The sequence below is a fragment of the Arminella tubonensis genome, from assembly GCF_003240585.1.
Classification (GTDB): domain Bacteria; phylum Pseudomonadota; class Alphaproteobacteria; order Rhizobiales; family Rhizobiaceae; genus Rhizobium; species Rhizobium tubonense.
Genome location: NZ_PCDP01000059.1, coordinates 135,823 through 154,782 on the forward strand (window position 1 = coordinate 135,823; position 18,960 = coordinate 154,782).

Genomic DNA, 18,960 nt, shown 5'->3' on the forward strand with positions numbered 1-18,960 from the left:
TGTCCTCCCTGCCGATCTCAACCGAACTGTTGCCAGATGGTCTTGTAGTCGCAATATTTGTCGATCGCATGCACCGAGCGGTCGCGGCCGAAGCCGGATTGCTTGAAGCCGCCAAACGGCGTTGCAAAGTTCGACATATCGTAGGTATTGATCCAGACCGTCCCGGCATGCAGCGCTTCGGAGAAGCGATGGGCGCGATCCATATCCTTGGTGAAGACAGCGCCGGCAAGACCGTAGATCGTGTCATTGGCGATGGTCAGCGCTTCCTCTTCCGTATCGAACGGAATTGCCGCCAGCACCGGGCCAAAGATTTCCTGCCGGGCAAGGCTCATGTCGTTGGTCATGTCGACGAAGACGCCGGGCGAGATGTAATAGCCGCCCGTCTCAGCCATCACCTGCTCCGCACCGAAGGCACGGCGCGCGCCTTCCTTCTCGCCGGCGGCGATCATATCAAGCACTTTCTTCATATGTGCTTCCTCGATCAGCGCCCCGATCTGCGCGGATGGATCGAGCGGATGCTTCAGCGAGATATCGCTCTTGGTGACTGCCTGGATCTTCTCGATCAGCTTGTCCTGCACCGACCTGTGCACGACAAGGCGCGTCGACGCATGGCACGTCTCGCCCGAATTGTAGAAGCAACCCCAGGCGACCGCGACAGCGGCGGCGTCCAGATCTGCATCCTCGAAAACGACGAGCGGCGACTTGCCGCCGAGCTCGAGGGCGACGCGCTTGACGTTGGACTGGGCCGCATAGCCCATGATCAACTTGCCGACTTCGGTCGATCCGGTAAACGCGATCATGTCGACGTCCATGTGCAAGGCCAGTGGCTTGCCCGTCTCTTCGCCATAGCCCGTCACGACATTGAACACGCCCGCGGGAAGGCCGGCCTCGAAAGCCAGTTCGGCAAGGCGGATGGCAGAAAGCGACGATTGCTCGGCGGGCTTCAGCACCACGGAATTGCCGGCGGCGATCGAAGGGCCAAGCTTCCAGGCATCGATGATCATCGGATAATTCCACGGCGTGATGCAGCCGACGACGCCGATCGGTACCTTGCGGACCAGCGCCCGCGCACTCGGCCCCGTCGGCGCAATCTCGTCATACATCTTGTCGATCATCTCGGCGTAGTACTGGATGCCATCGGCGCAGAGACGAACGTCGACATTCAGCGACGCCATGATCGGCTTGCCGACATCGATCGTTTCGAGCATCGCCAGCTCTTCCCCATTCACGCGGATCAGTTCCGCCCAGCGCAGCATGATCTTCTTCTTCTCGAGCGGATCCTTCCGGCGCCAGATGCCGCTTTCGAAGGCTGCACGGCCGGCCGCCACCGCAGCGTCGATATCCCCAGCATTGCCGCGCGCGAGTTCTGCGCCCGTCTTGCCATCCATCGGTCGGACGCGGGTGAACGTCTTGCCGGACGTCGAGGCACGATACTCGCCGTTGATGAAGTGGCGGCCCTCCGGCTTGAGCTTGGAAAGAATGTTTTCCCAGTAGTCGCGGGTGAATTCCTTGGTCATCTCAGTTTCCTTTCGCAAGCGCCATCACTGATGCGGCGAATTGATCGATGTCGGCGGCGGAGACATCACGAATGGTCGAGCGCCGCATTGGCTGGTTTTCCGTTGCGCGCATCTCGGCTGCCAGGTCAGCTGCACTGAAAGCCTCGAAGGCCCTGGGCAAAGCCCTGATAATGCCGCAGCGATCCATGAAATCCGAAACGAAGGCCGGCAGTGCGGAGGCATCGGAAAGACCGCAAGCCCTCGCCGCCGCATTGAGATCGGCGGTATTCGCCTCTACCAGCCAGGGAAGGGTCACCTCGAAGCCGAGCGCCGTCGCGAGGCCGTGATGCACAGGCCCGAGGCCGGCAAGTGCGTGGCTGACGTTGTGCGCAATCGCGGTGCCGCAATTGTCGATGGCGATGCCGGCAAAGCAGGAGCCAAGCAGCACATTGCCGCGCGCCTCGATATTCCGGGGCTCCTTGACCGCCGTTTCCAGTGAAGACGCTATCAAACGCAACGCCTCATGCGCGTAAAATTGCCCGCCCTTGTGGGTGTTGCGGTTCGTTGCCGCTTCGAAGGCGTGAATGAAGGCATCGAGCCCGCACCATGCAGTGAGGTTCGCCGGCAGCGTCGTCGTCAGCCCCGGATCGAGGATGACAATATCGGCCTTGGTCTCGGCGCCCCATATCCAGAGCTTCTTGCCCTCTGGCCCAGCGAAGATGTTGGTCGCGGACGTCTCCGAACCAGTGCCCGCCGTCGTCGGCACCATGATCTTCTTCAGGGGGTTCTTCGGAAGCGGATTGGCAGCTAGCGCGTAGTGCATCGGATCCTTGCCGGAGGCGGCTGCGCAGCCAACGATCTTGCCGATGTCGAGCGCCGAGCCGCCACCGATACCTATGACGAGGTCCGCACCCTTCGCCACTGTCAACGCCGCATTGAGATGCGCCAGTTTCGGCTCACCGGCGAAATCCGAGAACGCCCGGGTTTCAATTCCGACCCTTGCCAATTCTGCCTTCACCTTCTCGGCAAGCCCCGATTGCGCCAGGAACCCATCAATGATCAGCGCTGCAACCGAGACGCCGCCAAAGGATTCCGCCGCCGCTGCGAGGCCGGAGAAGCTGCCTTCGCCGAAACGGATGTCGGGAATGGAAGAGATGGAAAATTGCAAGGTGATCACCTGATTGCATGGGAACCGAACGAAGTCGGATATTCATGCATCACAATTTCAGATATTCAAATAAGCGGATTTATCGGGCATATTGATGATCTGAGATCATGGAGAGACGATGCTTGAGAAAATTCCACTGGAGGCCTTTCGCGTTTTCGATGCAGCCTGTCGGCAGATGAATTTTTCACGCGCCGGCCGGGAGCTGAACATTACCCAAGCTGCCGTCAGCCGTCGTATAAAGGGGCTGGAGGATCATCTCGGCGCACCCCTTTTCGCTCGCCGTGGTAGAAACCTGGCGTTGACGCCGGAAGGCGAACGGTTGTTCCAGCGCGTCCGGGCGACGCTCGAATATCTCGAGGAAAGCCTCGAACCTTTCCGAGGCGGAACGTCGCAACTGATCTCGATCGCCGCCAGCGGTTCGATCTCGCATCTTTGGCTTGGTCGGCGACTGAAGGACTTCGGCAAGGAGAGCCCGAACATCTCCGTTCGACTGCTGACGACGGACACGCCATCCGAGTTGGCCTCGGAAACCAACGATCTCGTCATCCTCTACTCGACCGGCGAACATCCGCGCTGGAACCTGACGCTGCTGATGAAGGAGGTCCTGGTCCCGATCGCCTCGCCGGACTATCTGGCTCAACGTGGCCTTACGGGAAACGCCCTTGGCACGGAGGCGATCGCAAGGTTAGACCTCATCGACTACGAGCGTTTCAACGCCCACTGGATATCATTCCGGCAGTGGTTCGGGCGAATCCCCACACCGCTGAAGGGCAACCTTCCCCGGCCGCGACTTTCCTTTTCGACCTACATCATGGCGGTGGAGGCCGCCCTTCGCGGCGAAGGCATCGCACTCGGTAGCCTGGGTCTAATCGAGGACCAGCTCCGCTCCGGCGCGCTGGTGACAGTCGGCAGCGACCGGGTCGAAACCGGCTTCGGTTATTATCTGGGAACGCCCCGCTTTCGCTCGCTGTCTCCGGAAGCAGCACAATTGCACCAGCACCTCCTGGCGAGCGATGAAGTCGAGGCCGGCATTCAATAAAAAAAGCGGCCCGAAAGCCGCCTTTTTCGATTCTCAGAATTTGCGTTTGAGGGCTCAGTCCTGAAGGACCGTTCCGCTCAGGTGCGAGAGCTCCATGATGAAGTGCTCAAGGCGGGATTTGTGCTCATGATGCAGTGCATCTTCGAGTTCCGCTTTCGCGGCATTGATCCTGCGTGTCAGTTCGTCGCGGCTGAGCTCTTCGACCGGAACAGCGGACTCTGCCAGAAGCGTGCAGCCGGTCGGCAGGATGTCGGCGAAGCCGGCGAAGACCACATAGTCCTTCTTTGCGCCGGACGCGGAGCGTACGCTGACCACACCGGGCTTGATCGTCGTCATGGTCGGAGCATGATTGGCCATCACGGTCATCTCGCCCTCGCTTGCCGGAATGACGACCTGCGTCACCATCTCGGACAGAAGCAGGCGCTCGGGAGACACCAGGTCGAATTTGAAATTGTCAGCCATGACCCGTCACTTTTCGATTGTCTTCAGTGAAAGCAACGGCGCGCGAGACGATGTCCCCGCGCCGCTGGATTGGCAGCATCAAACGGCAGCAGCCAGCTTCTTTGCCTTTTCGACCGCTTCTTCGATCGTGCCGACCATGTAGAAGGCGGCTTCCGGAAGATGGTCGTATTCGCCGTTCACGAGGCCCTTGAAGCCCTTGATCGTGTCTTCGAGCGCAACCAGCTTGCCCGGCGAGCCGGTGAACACTTCGGCGACGAAGAACGGCTGCGACAGGAAGCGCTCGATCTTGCGGGCGCGGGCGACCGAGATCTTGTCTTCTTCCGACAGTTCGTCCATCCCGAGGATGGCGATGATGTCCTGGAGCGCCTTGTAGCGCTGCAGCGTCGACTGGACCTTACGAGCAACTTCGTAGTGCTCTTCGCCGACGACCAGCGGGTCGAGCATGCGCGAGGTAGAGTCGAGCGGATCGACAGCCGGGTAGATGCCCTTTTCGGCGATCGAACGCGAAAGGTTCGTCGTCGCGTCAAGGTGGGCAAACGAGGTTGCCGGCGCCGGGTCGGTCAAGTCGTCGGCCGGAACGTAGATGGCCTGGACGGACGTGATCGAGCCCTTGGTCGTCGTGGTGATGCGTTCCTGCATCTGGCCCATGTCGGTCGCGAGCGTCGGCTGATAGCCCACGGCCGAAGGAATACGGCCGAGAAGCGCCGAAAGCTCGGAACCTGCCTGCGTGAAGCGGAAGATGTTGTCCACGAAGAACAGAACGTCCTGGCCTTCGTCGCGGAAGTTTTCAGCAACCGTCAGACCGGTCAGCGCGACGCGGGCACGGGCGCCCGGTGGCTCGTTCATCTGGCCATAGACGAGTGCTGCCTTCGAGCCTTCGCCGCCGCCATGCTTGTTCACGCCGGATTCGATCATTTCGTGGTAGAGGTCGTTGCCCTCGCGGGTACGTTCACCAACGCCTGCAAAGACGGAGTAACCACCGTGCGCCTTGGCGACGTTGTTGATCAATTCCATGATCAGAACTGTCTTGCCGACGCCGGCGCCGCCGAACAGGCCGATCTTGCCGCCCTTAGCGTAAGGCGCGAGCAGGTCGACGACCTTGATGCCGGTGACGAGAATCTGAGCTTCCGTCGACTGCTCGACATAAGAAGGCGCTTCCTGGTGGATCGAGCGACGGACCTTGGTGTTGAGCGGGCCTGCTTCGTCGACCGGCTCGCCGATGACGTTCATGATGCGGCCGAGCGTTTCCATGCCGACCGGAACCGTGATCGGTGAACCGGTGTCGGATACGGCCTGTCCGCGAACGAGACCTTCGGTGGAGTCCATGGCAATCGTACGGACTTCGTTTTCACCGAGGTGCTGTGCAACTTCCAGAACAAGGCGGTTGCCGTTGTTGATCGTTTCCAGCGCGTTCAGGATCTTCGGCAGTTCGCCATCGAAACGGACGTCCACGACTGGGCCGATGATCTGAGTTACCTTGCCGGCCGAGCCGATGACCGTCTTTGCTGCGGGGGTAGCTGCCTTAGCCATATTCTTACCCTCTTTCCCTTACCTCAGAGCGCTTCCGCGCCCGAAATGATTTCAATGAGTTCCTTGGTGATCTGAGCCTGACGCTGGCGGTTATAGCTGAGCGTCAGTTTGTTGATCATTTCACCAGCGTTGCGCGTTGCGTTGTCCATCGCGCTCATCTTTGCGCCCATCTCGCCGGCGACGTTCTCAAGGAGCGCACGGAAGATCTGGACTGACATATTGCGCGGAATCAGATCGGCGAGGATCGATGCCGCATCCGGTTCATATTCATAGACGGCATTCGCATGCTCGGCGTCGACGACAGGAGCAGTCGCGGCGGGCGATGCCGGGATCAGCTGCAAGGCGGTCGGAACCTGCGAGATGACGGATTTGAATTCGGAGTAAAATAGTGTGCAGACGTCGAACTCGCCGGCCTCGAACATCTCGATCAGACGCTTGCCGATCGAGTCGGCATTCTCGAAGCCGACCCGCTTGACGTCGCGCAATTCCTTGCGCTCGACGATCAGCGATGCGAATTCGCGGCGAAGGATATCGTAGCCCTTCTTGCCGACGGTGAAGATCTTCACCGTCTTGCCCTCGGCAAGCAGCCGGCGAGCGTGATCGCGTGCAAAACGGGCAATCTGCGAGTTGAAGCCGCCGCAAAGGCCGCGCTCGGCAGAGCAGACCACCAGAAGATGGACCTTGTCCTGGCCGGTACCGGTCATCAGCAAAGGCGCGTCGTCGGAATCGCTGATGGCGTGCACGATGTTGTCAAGCACCGCGCCCATGCGCTCCGAATAAGGCCGAGCTGCCTCGGCCGCCTCCTGCGCACGCCGAAGCTTCGCCGCTGCGACCATTTTCATCGCTTTGGTGATCTTCTGCGTCGCCTTGACGGAGGCGATCCGGTTTTTCAGATCCTTAAGTGAAGGCATCCGTTATCCGTCCTAAAAGTGAAGCCCTATCAGGCAAAAGACCCGATCACGCAAAAGACTTGGCGAAGCTATCGATGGCAGCCTGAAGCTTGCCCTTGATTTCGTCGCTGATTGCCTTTTGGTCACGGATCGCTTCGAGGATATCCTTGCCTTCCGAGCGGAGGTAGGAAAGCAGGCCCTGCTCGAACTTGCCGATCTGCGGAACTGCGACCTTGTCGAGATAGCCGTTGACGCCGGCAAAGATCACCGCAACCTGTTCTTCCGTCTTCAGCGGCGAGAACTGCGGCTGCTTCAGAAGTTCGGTCAGGCGCGCACCACGGTTCAGCAGGCGCTGCGTCGAGGCATCGAGGTCCGAACCGAACTGGGCAAACGCGGCCATCTCGCGATACTGGGCAAGTTCGCCCTTGATCGAGCCGGCAACCTGCTTCATCGCCTTGACCTGCGCTGCGGAACCAACGCGGGAAACCGATAGGCCGACGTTAACGGCCGGGCGGATACCCTGGTAGAAAAGGTCGGTTTCAAGGAAGATCTGGCCATCGGTGATCGAGATCACGTTGGTCGGAATGAACGCCGAAACGTCGTTGCCCTGTGTTTCGATAACAGGCAGAGCTGTCAGCGAACCGGCACCCTTTTCGTCGCTCATCTTTGCAGCGCGCTCGAGGAGACGCGAGTGAAGATAGAAAACGTCGCCCGGATAGGCTTCGCGGCCCGGCGGGCGGCGCAGCAGCAGGGACATCTGACGATAGGCAACGGCCTGCTTCGACAGGTCGTCATAGCCGATCAGCGCATGCATGCTGTTGTCGCGGAAATATTCGCCCATTGCGCAGCCGGCAAACGGTGCGAGGAACTGCATCGGCGCCGGATCGGAGGCCGTTGCAGCAACAATGATCGAGTACTTGAGCGCGCCGCGTTCTTCGAGAACCTTGACGAACTGGGCGACGGTCGAACGCTTCTGGCCGATAGCGACGTAGACGCAGTACAGCTTCTCGCTGTCCGGTCCGTTGTCGTGGATGGCCTTCTGGTTCAGGATCGTGTCGAGGATGATCGCGGTCTTGCCGGTCTGGCGGTCGCCGATGACAAGCTCGCGCTGGCCGCGGCCGACCGGGATCAGCGCATCGATGGCCTTGAGGCCGGTCGACATCGGCTCATGGACCGACTTGCGCGGGATGATGCCGGGAGCCTTGACGTCGACGCGCGAACGGCGGGTCGCGTTGATCGGGCCCTTGCCGTCGATCGGGTTGCCCAGCGCGTCGACGACGCGGCCGAGAAGCTCTGGACCAACAGGAACGTCAACGATGGCGCCGGTCCGCTTGACGGTGTCGCCTTCCTTGATGTCTCGGTCGGAGCCGAAGATGACCACGCCGACATTGTCGGATTCGAGGTTCAGCGCCATGCCGCGAATTCCGCCCGGGAATTCGACCATTTCGCCGGCCTGGACGTTGTCGAGGCCATAGACGCGGGCAATACCGTCACCGACGGAAAGAACCTGGCCGACTTCGGAGACCTGGGCCTCCTGGCCAAAGTTTTTAATCTGGTCTTTCAGAATTGCGGAAATTTCCGCGGCGCGGATATCCATCAGCCAACCTCTTTCAATGCAAGCTTAAGGGTGGAAAGTTTGGTGCGTAGCGACGTATCAATCTGTCGCGACCCCACTTTCACGATCAAACCACCAAGAATAGTCGGGTCCACCGTTACGGCGACCGTTACTTCTTTGCCAGTGACGCTCTTCAGCGCCACCTTCAATTCGTCTTCCTGCGCCTGCGTCAGCGCATGCGCCGAGGTAACCTCGGCAGTAACTTCGCCACGCTTCTCTGCAGCGATGATCCGGAACGCCCTGATCATGCCCGGCAGGGCGAACAGGCGGCGATGCTGCGCAACGACCTTGAGGAAGTTGCCGAAGAAGCCGCTGATTCCAGCCTTGGCGGAGAGCGCGATGATCGCCTTCAACTGATCTTCCGATGAGAAGACCGGGCTTGCGATGAAGCGCCGCAGATCCTCACTGTCGTCCAGCATGGCCTGGAAGCGGTCGAGATCGACAGTCACCTTGTCGACAGCACCCTCTTCGAGGGCAAGCTCGAACAACGACGATGCGTAGCGCTCTGCAACACCTGATACCGGATGGGATGTGTCTGCCACGGGCACAAATTTCCCTGATTTCATCCAAGAATTCGGCTTCCGGCGAGCGGATGCCCTATATTCTTGAATTCGTTTTGATTTCCCCCAGAAAGCAGCAGGAGCTACCTCCCGCTTCTTCCGAATTTCGGGGTCCGTCTAACATAGGATGTTGAGACTCGCAACACGCGTAACCACCGAATAAGCCTTTCCCATGAATTTCTGATGGCAAAAAGGCAAAAACCCATGTCGCAAGGCAGGTCTGCTAATATGCTCCGGGCACCCGAGATTCAGATGAAGCCGAAAACGTAGAGAAGCGGCAACGCCGCAAGGGCTGCCTGCACAACCAGAAGCATCAGATTGATAAGCACATTTCCCTTGTCCGACATCATCGACAGGATGCGGCCGAAGACAGCGAGCGCGAACGAGGCACCGAGTGCCAGATAGACCATCGGCTGTGCAAGCAGGATAGCCGACAGCCCCATGCCGAGATAGAAACCGCCCATCGTCGAGCGACCTTCCGCATAGGCGCCGGGACGCCCCTCCCGCGTCTGCAGGCCAAGGAGACGAAAGGTGTAACCCGGGGCAAACATCATGAAAAACCCGACAATCGCCGTGAAGACAGCAGCGCAATAAGCAAGCTGCTCACCGAGGTCTGCCGGAAAATAAAACGCCATAGATCGTCCCCAAATCAACCTTGTATTCAAATCGACTTATGGCATGAAGCCCGAATAGAGGAAACGTCGAAACCGGCGATGAATGCCATAAAGGGCGGGGATAAGCCTCTACAGGAAGCTCTGCGGATCGATATCGAGTTGGACATGGATAGAGCCGCGTTCCTTGGGTCCCTGCGCCAGCATCGCCCTCAGAAAACCCTGCATATCCGAGTTTCGGCGGCCGTGAACGAGCAGGCGGAAGCGATGCCTGCCGCGCACCAGCGCCAGCGGCGCCTCAGCCGGACCGAGAACCGCGATGCCCTGCACCTGGGGCGCCGCATTGCGGATACCACGCGCATGGGTCTCGGCATCGCCGCGCGTCTCCGCCGAGACGATGATCGAGGCCAGTCGGCCGAACGGCGGCAGGATCGCCCGCTCCCGCTCGGTGATTTCCCGGTCATAGAACGCGGCCGCATCGCCCGAGACGATCGCCTGCATGACGGGATGCTGCGGCTGGTAGGTCTGCAGTAGCCCGTGGCTCTTCAATCCGGTACGCCCGGCGCGACCGGTCACCTGCGATAGCAGCTGGAATGTTCGCTCTGCCGCCCGCGGATCGCCGTTGGCAAGACCGATGTCCGCGTCGACGATCCCGACCAATGTCATTAGCGGAAAATTATGTCCCTTCGCCACGAGCTGCGTGCCGATGACAATATCGGCCTCGCCCTTGGCAATTGCGTCGAGCTCCAGTCGAAGACGTTTCACGCCGCCTGTTATATCCGAGGAGAGCACGATCGTTCGAGCCTCCGGAAAATGGCGCTCCACCTCTTCGGCAATGCGCTCGACGCCCGGTCCGCAGGCAACAAGATGATCCAGCGTCCCGCACTCCGGGCAGGCCTCGGGGGTGCGTTCTGCATGTCCGCACTGGTGGCATTGCAGCTGCCCGCGAAACCGATGCTCGACGAGCCAGCTCGAACATTGCGGGCACTGGAAGCGATGGCCGCAGACACGGCACAACGTCAGCGGCGCATACCCTCGGCGATTGAGGAACAGCAGCGCCTGCTGGCCGCGCTCGACGGTCTTGCCGACGGCGCGAAGCAACACCGGCGACAGGAAGCCGCCACGTTCCGGCGCATGCCTGCGCATATCGACCAGATGCAGATCAGGCATCGCCGCGTCGCCGAAGCGCGTCGGCAGGTGGATGGTGCTGTAGCGACCGCTCTGGCCGTTGACCTGGCTTTCGACTGATGGCGTCGCAGAAACCAGCACGACGGGAAAATCGCCGATCCTCCCGCGCACGACAGCCATGTCGCGCGCATTGTAAAAGACGCGATCCTCTTGCTTGTAAGCCGGATCATGTTCTTCATCGACGATGATCAGGCCGAGGTCCTCGAATGGCAGAAACAAGGCCGAGCGCGCGCCGGCCACGACCCTGACGTCGCCAGTCACCGCCTGCCGCCAGACTCTTTCGCGTGTCCGCGGCGCAAGGTCGGAATGCCACTCCGCCGGCTTTGCGCCGAAGCGGTCCTGGAAACGCTCGAGGAAACTCGCCGTCAGCGCGATTTCGGGCAGCAGGATCAGCACCTGCCTGCCCTGCTTCAGTGTCTCGGCGATCGCTTCAAAGTAAACTTCGGTCTTGCCGGAGCCGGTAACGCCGTCGATGAGCGAAACGGAGAATTCCGCCTTCCTGATTTCGGCCACGAGGTCTTCCGCTGCCTGCCTCTGCGGACCCTCCAGCCGGGCCGCGGCGAAACCCGGATCGGGCTTGGCAACGATGGGCGGCGGAGCGAGGAAGATCGTCTCGAAAATCCCCTGGCCGATGAGCCCGTCGACGACGCTGGTCGAGACGCCGGCCGCATGGGCAAGCCCATTGCGGGTCCAGGATATCCCGTCCGAGGCAATTTCCAGCACTTTCGCGCGTGCTGGCGTCAGCCTTTCCGGCGAGCCACCGATAAACCGCAGGCCCTCGACCATCGGTTCCGGATCGAACGCCGCCGGCGCCCTCAGCGCCATCCGCGCCACATGCCCCGGCGGCGACAATGTGTAGGTCGAGACCCAGTCGATGAAATTGCGCATCTCTTTTGCAAGAGGCGGGCAATCGAAGACACGCGTTATCGGCCGCAGCTTTTTCGGATCGACCCCACCGTCTTCGTCGCCACCGTCCCAGACGACGCCGATGACCTGGCGTGGACCAAGCGGCACCTGGACCACCGAACCCGGCTCGACGGCCATTCCCTCCGGCACAGCATAGGAATAGGGCCGCGGCGCCGGCATCGGCACCAGAACCGGAACCGTGCGCGCCACCGCAGGCGCCGCAAAAAGCGCGCCAAACAGATCGGAAGAATCGTTGCTCATCGCGGCAGACCATGCCCGCAAAGCGGCAAGAATGAAACCGCAAAGCAAGCTCCGGAAATAGCGCTGTGGACGACCGTAAGCCGGCGATCGGAAGATTGACGCAATTCACCTAGCCCGATTGCGCAACGAGACTGCGTGTTTCGGTATCGGTGCCTGGCTGCTGGAGCGAAACGAACCGGGCGTCGGGATCCGACGCCATGTCATGTACGGTGAGCTTCTCCAGCACCTTGGTCACGTCGCTGAGGTCGCCATCCAGCTCTTCCGGCTGGATCATGTGGCCGATCTGGAACTCGAAACGATCGCCGCGCTTGTTCAAGAGCTCGTGGAAGATCGTCATGTCACGCAGTTCGGTCGACCACTTGGCAAGCCAATAGAACAGCCCCGAATTGCGCGCCGACATATGCACCGGCAGGATCGGCAGATTGTATTTGCGTGCAAGGCCGACGGCCGAGGTTTTCCAGGGACGCTCGTTGAGCTGGCCGTTTGCCCAATAGGCAATGCGGCCTGACGGAAAGAGCACTGTCGCCTTCCCGTCCTTGATCGCGCGGTTCGTCAGCTGGAGCGTCTCGCGGGTTTTCAGTTTGCTCTTGTGTTCCTCGCGCCACTCGACCGGGATGATCATCTCGGCAAAACGCGGGTTCACACGGATGGCGTCGCGATTGGCGAAGAACATCATGTCGGGACGACGCGACTTGAGGAGGTCGAAGACTGCGACGCCGTCTGCAATTCCGGTCGGATGATTGCTGACGAGGATAAAGCCACCGGATGCCGGGATGCGCTCCTCATTGGCAATCCGGATGTCGAGCTGCAGAACATTGCTGAGATATTCGAACGACTGGAAGCCAGGCATGCTGGCGACGTCGTCGGCAAATTCGATCGCCTTGTGATAACGCAGCACGATATGAAGGAACGGCCGCATCAGCGGCCAAAGCGGGTTCTTGACGATCTTCTGTCCGCGTTCGGCAATCAGCGTGTCCACTATATGGCCGGGTTGCCCCTGCGAAACTAGCGCAATGGCTCCTGCAAGCTGTCCGAGAGCTGTCGTGGGTTCGCGGCGCGCCATCAAAATCCTGCTTGGTTGGCTATATTCTATCGCAACGGAATATGATCGAAGCATGACACCGCTTCCGAAACGTTAGCGATTCCATAACCCTCCTTCCCCCAAAGTGGCAGACTGAATTTCAAATTCAAGGGGTTTGCAATGAACCAGCTTTTGATCATTGCCGATCCGGCCCTGATGGCGGAACGGCAGAGCTGGCTCGACGGTTTGGCCGAAGAACGGCGGTTGTCCAGACACACTCTCGACGCCTACGAACGCGATACGCGGCAGTTTTTTGCCTTTCTTACAGGCCATCTGGCCGGCCCGACAACGCTGAAGGACATCCAGGCATTGCGCCCTGCCGACTTCCGCGCCTTTCTCTCCGCCAGGCGCAGGGATGGCGCCGGCGCGCGTTCGCTCGGCCGTAATCTTGCCGGCCTTCGTTCACTTCTTCGCTACCTGGAAAAGAAAGGCCTGGTCAACGCCGCAGGCGCCTCAGCCGTGCGCTCCCCCAAACAGCCGAAATCCCTGCCGAAGCCTCTCTCCGACAGCCAGGCCATCAACGTCGTCAGCAATGAAGCCCAGCTTCACGACGAGCCCTGGATCGCCGCACGGGATGCTGCGGTACTGACCCTGCTCTACGGCTGCGGTCTGCGAATTTCCGAGGCGCTCGACCTCCTCCCCACCGACCTCAGGCCGGGAGCAACGTCCCTCCGCATCACCGGCAAAGGCGAGAAGACCCGCATCGTGCCCCTGCTCCCCATCGTCGTGGAGGCGATCGAGACCTATCGCAAACTCTGCCCTTATCACCTCGATCCGATCAGCCCGCTCTTTCGTGGCGCCCGCGGCGGCAAGCTGCAGGCCGGCATTATCCAGCGTGGAATGCAGAAGTTGCGCAGCGCCTTCAACCTGCCCGACACGGCCACACCGCACGCCCTGCGCCATTCCTTTGCGACGCATCTGCTGGCAGGCGGCGGCGACCTCAGGACGATCCAGGAACTGCTCGGCCACGCCAGCCTGTCGACAACCCAGGTCTATACCGGCGTCGATGCATCCCGGCTGCTAGAGGTATATGATCGGGCGCATCCCCGCGCGTAAGCTTCCGTTAACCCCGTGCGTTAAGGGAATATCCGCAACAGGCGCGTAGAGCATGGGCACTCCTGGCTTTGGAACCTCCACATGATGTCTGCTTTCAGCGAAAGAACTCCGCGCCCGACAATGCCGAAGGCAGGCAATATCCTGCTGTGGCTGGCCGCATCTCTTCCGTTGGCACTTTCCGCAGCTCTCATCGTTACCATCGCGTCGCTGACGCAAGCCCGTGCAGACGACGTAGCGAGTTGCACCGGCAAGAACTTGCTGACCGAGCTACAGCGGAGCGACCCGACCAAATACGCTGCGGTCGCGGCCGAGAGCGACAAGGTCGCGAACGGCAAGAGCATCTTCTGGAAGCTGGAAAAGCCTGGCGTCAAGACTTCCTGGCTGCTCGGCACAATGCACGTCACCGATCCCCGCGTCCTCACCATGCCGAAGGGCGCCCCGGAAGCCGATAAAGCCGCCGATACGATCATCGTCGAATCCGACGAGATTCTCGACGAGAAGAAGGCGGCGACGGCGTTGCTCGCAAAGCCGGAATTGATGATGTTCACCGACGGCTCGACGATCAGCAAATACCTGTCGCCGGAGAACAACGCCAAGCTCGAGGCAGGCCTGAAGGAGCGCGGCATTCCGCTTGCCGCCGTCTCGCGCATGCGCCCCTGGATGATCTCCAGCGTCGTTGCCTTGCCACCCTGCGAGATCGCCCGCAAGGCCAAGGGTGCCCAGTTTCTCGACCAGAGGATCGCCGTCGAGGCCGCAGCAGCAGGGAAGCAGGTGAAGGGTCTCGAAACCCTTGCCGATCAGCTGCAGGCGATGGCCGACCTGCCTGTCGAATTCCATCTGAAGTCATTGATCGAAACGTTGCAGCTCGGCGACAAGATGAGCGACGTCGTCGAGACCATGACCGATCTCTATCTCGCCGGCGATATCGGCGCCACGATGCCGATGCTGAAGATCGTCGCGCCTGATGGCGATGACGCCAACGGCGACTATGCTGCCTTCGAACAGCGCATCATTCTCGACCGCAACAAGGTGATGGCCGAGCATGCAGCCCCGATCCTTGCAAATGGCAACGTCTTCATGGCCGTCGGCGCATTGCACCTGACTGGTGATCAAGGGCTTGTCGAACTGTTCCGCAAGCAGGGCTTCACCGTAACGGCGGTCGACTGACGGCGGCCGAAGGCCGGTTTACGTTCGCGAGCAGGGTCGAGACGATCAGATTGTGAAACGGCGTGATCGCCGCCAGATAGAGCTTGCCGAACAGGATGTTGCGCTTCACGAGCGTCATCGCGCTGACAAGCCTTTGCCCACTATCATCGTGAATATCGATTACGGCCCGGAAATCGAGATGCCGATCGTCAAAGCCAAGCACCACCTGATGTGCGGACTGGCTGACAATGGGAAAAACACCGATCATTTCCATGTCGTCAGGGGAGTGGGAGGCTGAAGACTTGATGCCGAAAGGTGCAACGACCTTATTGCGGATCGTCATCGGCACCCGCACCCGCGGCGGAAAATGCCCAAGCATCAATCGAGCGGCATCTATTGCGGTCAGATCCGGGTCGTTGACGCGTAACTGATAGCAATCCGCCCAATCGGCCTCCGGCAGCGCCGGATGCGGCAAAATTGGGTGAACTTTAATCGGCTTCATAGAATGACGCTGCATGGCAGGACCGTTTCGCTGACTTCTCTGGCACACCCTATCACAAACGTCGGCCGCCCATTTCCGATATCGATGGCTGCGGCGATGTGCATCGGCCGCCGAAAAGCAAGAAGGCCGCACCTTACGGCACGGCCTTCGAACAATGCGATGCGGAGTTGCGATCCTACATATGGATCGGCTTGAAGAACGTAGCCAGTGCAGCTTCCTTGACCGCCTCCGACATTGTCGGGTGGGCGTGGCAGGTACGGCCGAGATCCTCCGACGAACCGCCGAATTCCATCAGCACCGCGATCTCGTGGATCATCTCGCCGGCACCGAAACCGACGATATGACCGCCAAGCACGCGGTCGGTTTCCTTGTCGGCGAGTATCTTCACGAAGCCCTCGGTCGCAAGCATCGCGCGTGCACGGCCATTGGCCATGAACGGGAACTTGCCGACCTTGTAGGCAATACCGGCAGCCTTGAGCTCTTCCTCTGTCTTGCCAACCGAGGCGACTTCGGGCTGCGTATAGACAACGCTTGGAATGACCTCATAGTTTACGTGGCCCGCCTGACCTGCCAGGATTTCGGCCAGTGCAACGCCCTCGTCTTCCGCCTTGTGCGCCAGCATCGGGCCCTTGACGACATCGCCGATCGCATAGATGCCGGCGACATTGGTCTTATAGTGTCCATTGATCTCGACGCGGCCGCGATTGTCGAGCGCGACGCCGGCTTCTTCAAGCCCGAGATTTGCCGTATAGGGCTTGCGTCCGGTAGCAATCAGCACGACGTCGGCGTCCAGAACGGTCTTGTCGCCGCCCTTTGCGGGCTCGAATGTTACCTTGGCGCCTGTGCGGGTCTTTTCGACGCCGGTGACCTTCGCCCCGAGATGAAAATCGACGCCCTGTTTGGCCAGCATGCGCTGGAACTGCTTGGAGACCTCGCCGTCCATGCCGCCGAGGATCGTGTCGAGATATTCGACAACGGTAACCTTGGCGCCGAGACGCGACCAGACGGAACCGAGCTCAAGCCCGATGACGCCGCCGCCGACCACGATCATATTGGCCGGAACCTTGTCGAGCGCGATACCGCCAGTCGACGAGATGATCACCTTTTCATCGATATCGACCGAGACGCCGGGAATGCCCGCAACGTCGGAGCCGGTGGCAATGACGATGTTCTTGGCTTCGATCTCCTGCGTCTCACCCTTGTCGTTGGTAACCGCAACTTTTCCAGCAGAAACGACCTTGCCCGTGCCGATGAAGCTGTCGATCTTGTTCTTCTTGAACAGGAAGGCGACGCCGTCGACGTTCGACTTAACCGTCGCGTCCTTGTGGGCCATCATCTTTGGAAGGTTGAGCTTCGCTTCGGTGACCTCGACGCCAAGCGCGTCCATGCCGTGGCCGGCTTGGTGGAACATTTCGGAGGCATGCAGCAGCGCCTTGGAAGGAATGCAGCCGATGTTCAGGCAGGTGCCGCCGAACGTCGCACGCTTTTCGACGACGGCAACCTTAAGGCCGAGCTGCGCTGCCTTGACGGCGCAAACATAGCCGCCGGGACCTGTTCCGATAATGATTACATCGTAGGACATCGATTAATTCCCTTTTTGAAGATTGTCCGGTTAGTCGGCGGCGCGCGCCAATGCAAGACGAAGGCCAAAGCCAACGAGTGCCGCCCCGGTAATGCGATTGAACCATTTGCCGCCGGCAATGAACCGATCTCGAACCGGCTTGACCGTGAAGAAGATCGAGACGCCGGCAAACCATGCAACAAGTGCGGTCGCCATGCCGATGCCATAGCTGAACTGGATCAGTGCCGGCGTGTCGTGATGGACGAGCGTTGAAAATAGCGACAGGAAGAACAGTACCGGCTTCGGGTTGAGCGCGTTGGTGATGAACCCGGTCGCCAGGCACCGCCAGATCGACACAGGCCGGCGATCATGGTCGCTCACCTCGATCTCGGCCACCTTGAAGCCCGGCTCGCGGAACGACTTGATGCCGAGATAGACGAGGTATGCGACACCTGCCCATTTGATGAGCCCGAAGAGAAGAAGCGACTTCGAGACGATGAGGCCGAGACCAAGGATCGTGTAGCTGATGTGGAACAGCAGCGAGAAGCCCATTCCCAGCCCGGTCATCATGGCGGCACGACGGCCATGCACGATGCTCTGGCGCAGGATGACGGCAAAATCCGCGCCCGGCGCAACGATGAAGATAGAGAATACGGCCATCAGGCCGAGGAATTCGAGAATATACTGCATGACCGCGTCCCTGGCTGGTTATCGCCCGCCGCTCACATTGAGGATTGCACCCGTTATATAGGAAGCCGACGGCGACAGCAGGTAGAGCACGGCTTCAGCTATTTCCTGCGCTGTTCCGGCCCGCTTCAGCGGAACAAGCGGACTCATATCCCGCACACGATCGGGAAGTCCGCCCGAGGCGTGTATCTCCGTATCGACGATCCCTGGACGAACCGCGTTGACGCGCACGTTTTCGGTCGCCACCTCTCGGGCAAGCCCTATCGTGAAACTGTCGATCGCGCCCTTGGATGCGGCGTAGTCGACATATTGCCCAGCCCCGCCGATGATAGCGGCCATCGACGAGATATTGACGATCGCCCCTCCCTTGCCGCCGTGAAGAGTGGACATCCGCCTTACGGCTTCTGCAGCGCAGAGTATGGAGCCGGTGACATTGATGCGGAACATCCGCTCCAGCCGCTCCGGCGACATCTCGTCGATCCGCTGTGGCATGTCGACGATGCCTGCATTGTTGACTAGCCCATCCAGCCGGCCGAATTGCTTGTCGACTGCGGAAAAGATCGATGCGATGCCATCGGTGGTTCCGACATCGCCCTCGGCGACGCAGGCCTCGCCTCCGGCGCCGACAATCGCGGCGACAACGGCGTCCGCCGCCGACCTGTTCGATGCATAGTTGACGACAACGGCCCAGCCCTGTCGCGCCGCGGAAAGGCACACGGCGGCGCCGATCCCACGGCTTCCGCCGGTTACCAGAAGGACGGGTGGCTTGTCGTTCATTTCAACCTCACCACAAAATGCCGATGAACATCAGCACGAGGCCGATGGCGGAGACCGACCATATCCATGACCGGTAGGGACTGAGACCGATCAGATAGGCGGGGAGATAGGCGACGCGCGCCCAGAACCAGAGAAGCCCACCCCAGTAGGTCAACGCATCTGCGCGGCCGGCCATGACGGCAACGACCGTGAGTGCGATAAAGACGGGATAGGTTTCCTGGAAATTGCGTAGCGCCCGCGTTGCCCGCCCCGTCATGAGGCTGGGCTCCGGCTCGCTATCCCTGGCGGAGTTTGCCGCCTGCAGGCCCGTCTGGAAACGAAACGCGGTCGCCTGCGCCATCATATAGACGAAAGCGAGCACAGCACTCCAGAGAAGGTAGGCCAGTTCCTGCGACATTGGGATGTTTCCTCGATGGGAGAAAGG

18 protein-coding genes are annotated in these 18,960 nt (G+C 60.4%); 3 read left to right on the forward strand and 15 right to left on the reverse strand.

The features are described 5' to 3' along the window. Positions 1–17: 17 nt before the first annotated feature. Positions 18–1,517 (reverse strand): aldehyde dehydrogenase, encoded by a 1,500-nt coding sequence (locus tag CPY51_RS25105; protein ID WP_111162937.1) that lies wholly within the window; start codon positions 1,515–1,517, stop codon positions 18–20. Between the two features lies 1 nt (position 1,518). Next, positions 1,519–2,673, reverse strand: coding sequence for an iron-containing alcohol dehydrogenase (locus tag CPY51_RS25110; RefSeq protein WP_244598782.1), 1,155 nt, complete (start codon positions 2,671–2,673; stop codon positions 1,519–1,521). A gap of 109 nt (positions 2,674–2,782) precedes the next feature. Here CPY51_RS25110 and CPY51_RS25115 point away from each other — a divergent pair, with 109 nt between their 5' ends. After that, complete coding sequence (locus CPY51_RS25115) at positions 2,783–3,703, forward strand: LysR substrate-binding domain-containing protein (RefSeq protein ID WP_111162938.1); 921 nt, start codon at positions 2,783–2,785, stop codon at positions 3,701–3,703. A 54-nt stretch (positions 3,704–3,757) separates the two neighbouring features. On the opposite strand, the gene CPY51_RS25120 is transcribed toward CPY51_RS25115, so the two are convergent. From CPY51_RS25120 to CPY51_RS25155, 8 genes are all read right to left on the reverse strand, one after another. Next, complete coding sequence (locus CPY51_RS25120; protein ID WP_111162939.1) at positions 3,758–4,165, reverse strand: F0F1 ATP synthase subunit epsilon; 408 nt, start codon at positions 4,163–4,165, stop codon at positions 3,758–3,760. Positions 4,166–4,243: 78 nt separating this feature from the next. Next, positions 4,244–5,695, reverse strand: coding sequence for a F0F1 ATP synthase subunit beta (atpD, locus tag CPY51_RS25125; protein WP_111162940.1), 1,452 nt, complete (start codon positions 5,693–5,695; stop codon positions 4,244–4,246). A 23-nt stretch (positions 5,696–5,718) separates the two neighbouring features. After that, positions 5,719–6,606 carry a F0F1 ATP synthase subunit gamma gene (locus tag CPY51_RS25130; RefSeq protein ID WP_111162941.1) on the reverse strand — a complete coding sequence of 296 codons (888 nt, stop codon included), beginning with the start codon at positions 6,604–6,606 and terminating at the stop codon, positions 5,719–5,721. A gap of 46 nt (positions 6,607–6,652) precedes the next feature. After that, complete coding sequence (gene atpA / locus CPY51_RS25135; RefSeq protein ID WP_111162942.1) at positions 6,653–8,182, reverse strand: F0F1 ATP synthase subunit alpha; 1,530 nt, start codon at positions 8,180–8,182, stop codon at positions 6,653–6,655. Then, complete coding sequence (locus tag CPY51_RS25140) at positions 8,182–8,748, reverse strand: F0F1 ATP synthase subunit delta (protein WP_195909620.1); 567 nt, start codon at positions 8,746–8,748, stop codon at positions 8,182–8,184. Before CPY51_RS25140 ends, atpA begins: the two co-directional genes overlap by 1 nt. A 260-nt stretch (positions 8,749–9,008) precedes the next feature. Next, positions 9,009–9,395 carry an AGROH133_08824 family phage infection protein gene (locus CPY51_RS25145; protein ID WP_111162944.1) on the reverse strand — a complete coding sequence of 129 codons (387 nt, stop codon included), beginning with the start codon at positions 9,393–9,395 and terminating at the stop codon, positions 9,009–9,011. 108 nt (positions 9,396–9,503) lie between these two features. After that, the gene (locus tag CPY51_RS25150) at positions 9,504–11,726 is read right to left on the reverse strand and encodes a primosomal protein N' (RefSeq protein WP_111162945.1); all 2,223 of its coding nucleotides are present in this window, start codon (positions 11,724–11,726) and stop codon (positions 9,504–9,506) included. A gap of 109 nt (positions 11,727–11,835) precedes the next feature. Beyond that, a complete protein-coding gene (locus CPY51_RS25155) occupies positions 11,836–12,789 on the reverse strand; it encodes a GNAT family N-acetyltransferase (RefSeq protein WP_111163224.1) in 954 nt (317 codons plus the stop codon). A gap of 138 nt (positions 12,790–12,927) precedes the next feature. Here CPY51_RS25155 and CPY51_RS25160 point away from each other — a divergent pair, with 138 nt between their 5' ends. Next, positions 12,928–13,863, forward strand: a complete 936-nt coding sequence (locus CPY51_RS25160; RefSeq protein WP_111162946.1) for a tyrosine recombinase XerC — start codon at positions 12,928–12,930, stop codon at positions 13,861–13,863. Between the two features lie 81 nt (positions 13,864–13,944). Next, the gene (locus CPY51_RS25165; RefSeq protein ID WP_420820736.1) at positions 13,945–15,030 is read left to right on the forward strand and encodes a TraB/GumN family protein; all 1,086 of its coding nucleotides are present in this window, start codon (positions 13,945–13,947) and stop codon (positions 15,028–15,030) included. Here the strand turns inward: CPY51_RS25165 and CPY51_RS25170 are convergent. From CPY51_RS25170 to CPY51_RS25190, 5 genes are all read right to left on the reverse strand, one after another. Then, complete coding sequence (locus CPY51_RS25170; RefSeq protein ID WP_111162947.1) at positions 15,008–15,511, reverse strand: DUF2867 domain-containing protein; 504 nt, start codon at positions 15,509–15,511, stop codon at positions 15,008–15,010. The genes CPY51_RS25165 and CPY51_RS25170 overlap by 23 nt on opposite strands. Positions 15,512–15,686: 175 nt before the next feature. Next, positions 15,687–17,093 carry a dihydrolipoyl dehydrogenase gene (lpdA, locus tag CPY51_RS25175; protein WP_111162948.1) on the reverse strand — a complete coding sequence of 469 codons (1,407 nt, stop codon included), beginning with the start codon at positions 17,091–17,093 and terminating at the stop codon, positions 15,687–15,689. A gap of 30 nt (positions 17,094–17,123) precedes the next feature. Beyond that, positions 17,124–17,762, reverse strand: a complete 639-nt coding sequence (locus CPY51_RS25180) for a LysE family translocator (RefSeq protein ID WP_111162949.1) — start codon at positions 17,760–17,762, stop codon at positions 17,124–17,126. 18 nt (positions 17,763–17,780) lie between these two features. After that, positions 17,781–18,536, reverse strand: a complete 756-nt coding sequence (locus CPY51_RS25185) for an SDR family oxidoreductase (protein WP_111162950.1) — start codon at positions 18,534–18,536, stop codon at positions 17,781–17,783. A 7-nt stretch (positions 18,537–18,543) separates the two neighbouring features. Continuing rightward, positions 18,544–18,933, reverse strand: coding sequence for an MAPEG family protein (locus tag CPY51_RS25190; protein WP_111162951.1), 390 nt, complete (start codon positions 18,931–18,933; stop codon positions 18,544–18,546). Positions 18,934–18,960 lie beyond the last annotated feature (27 nt).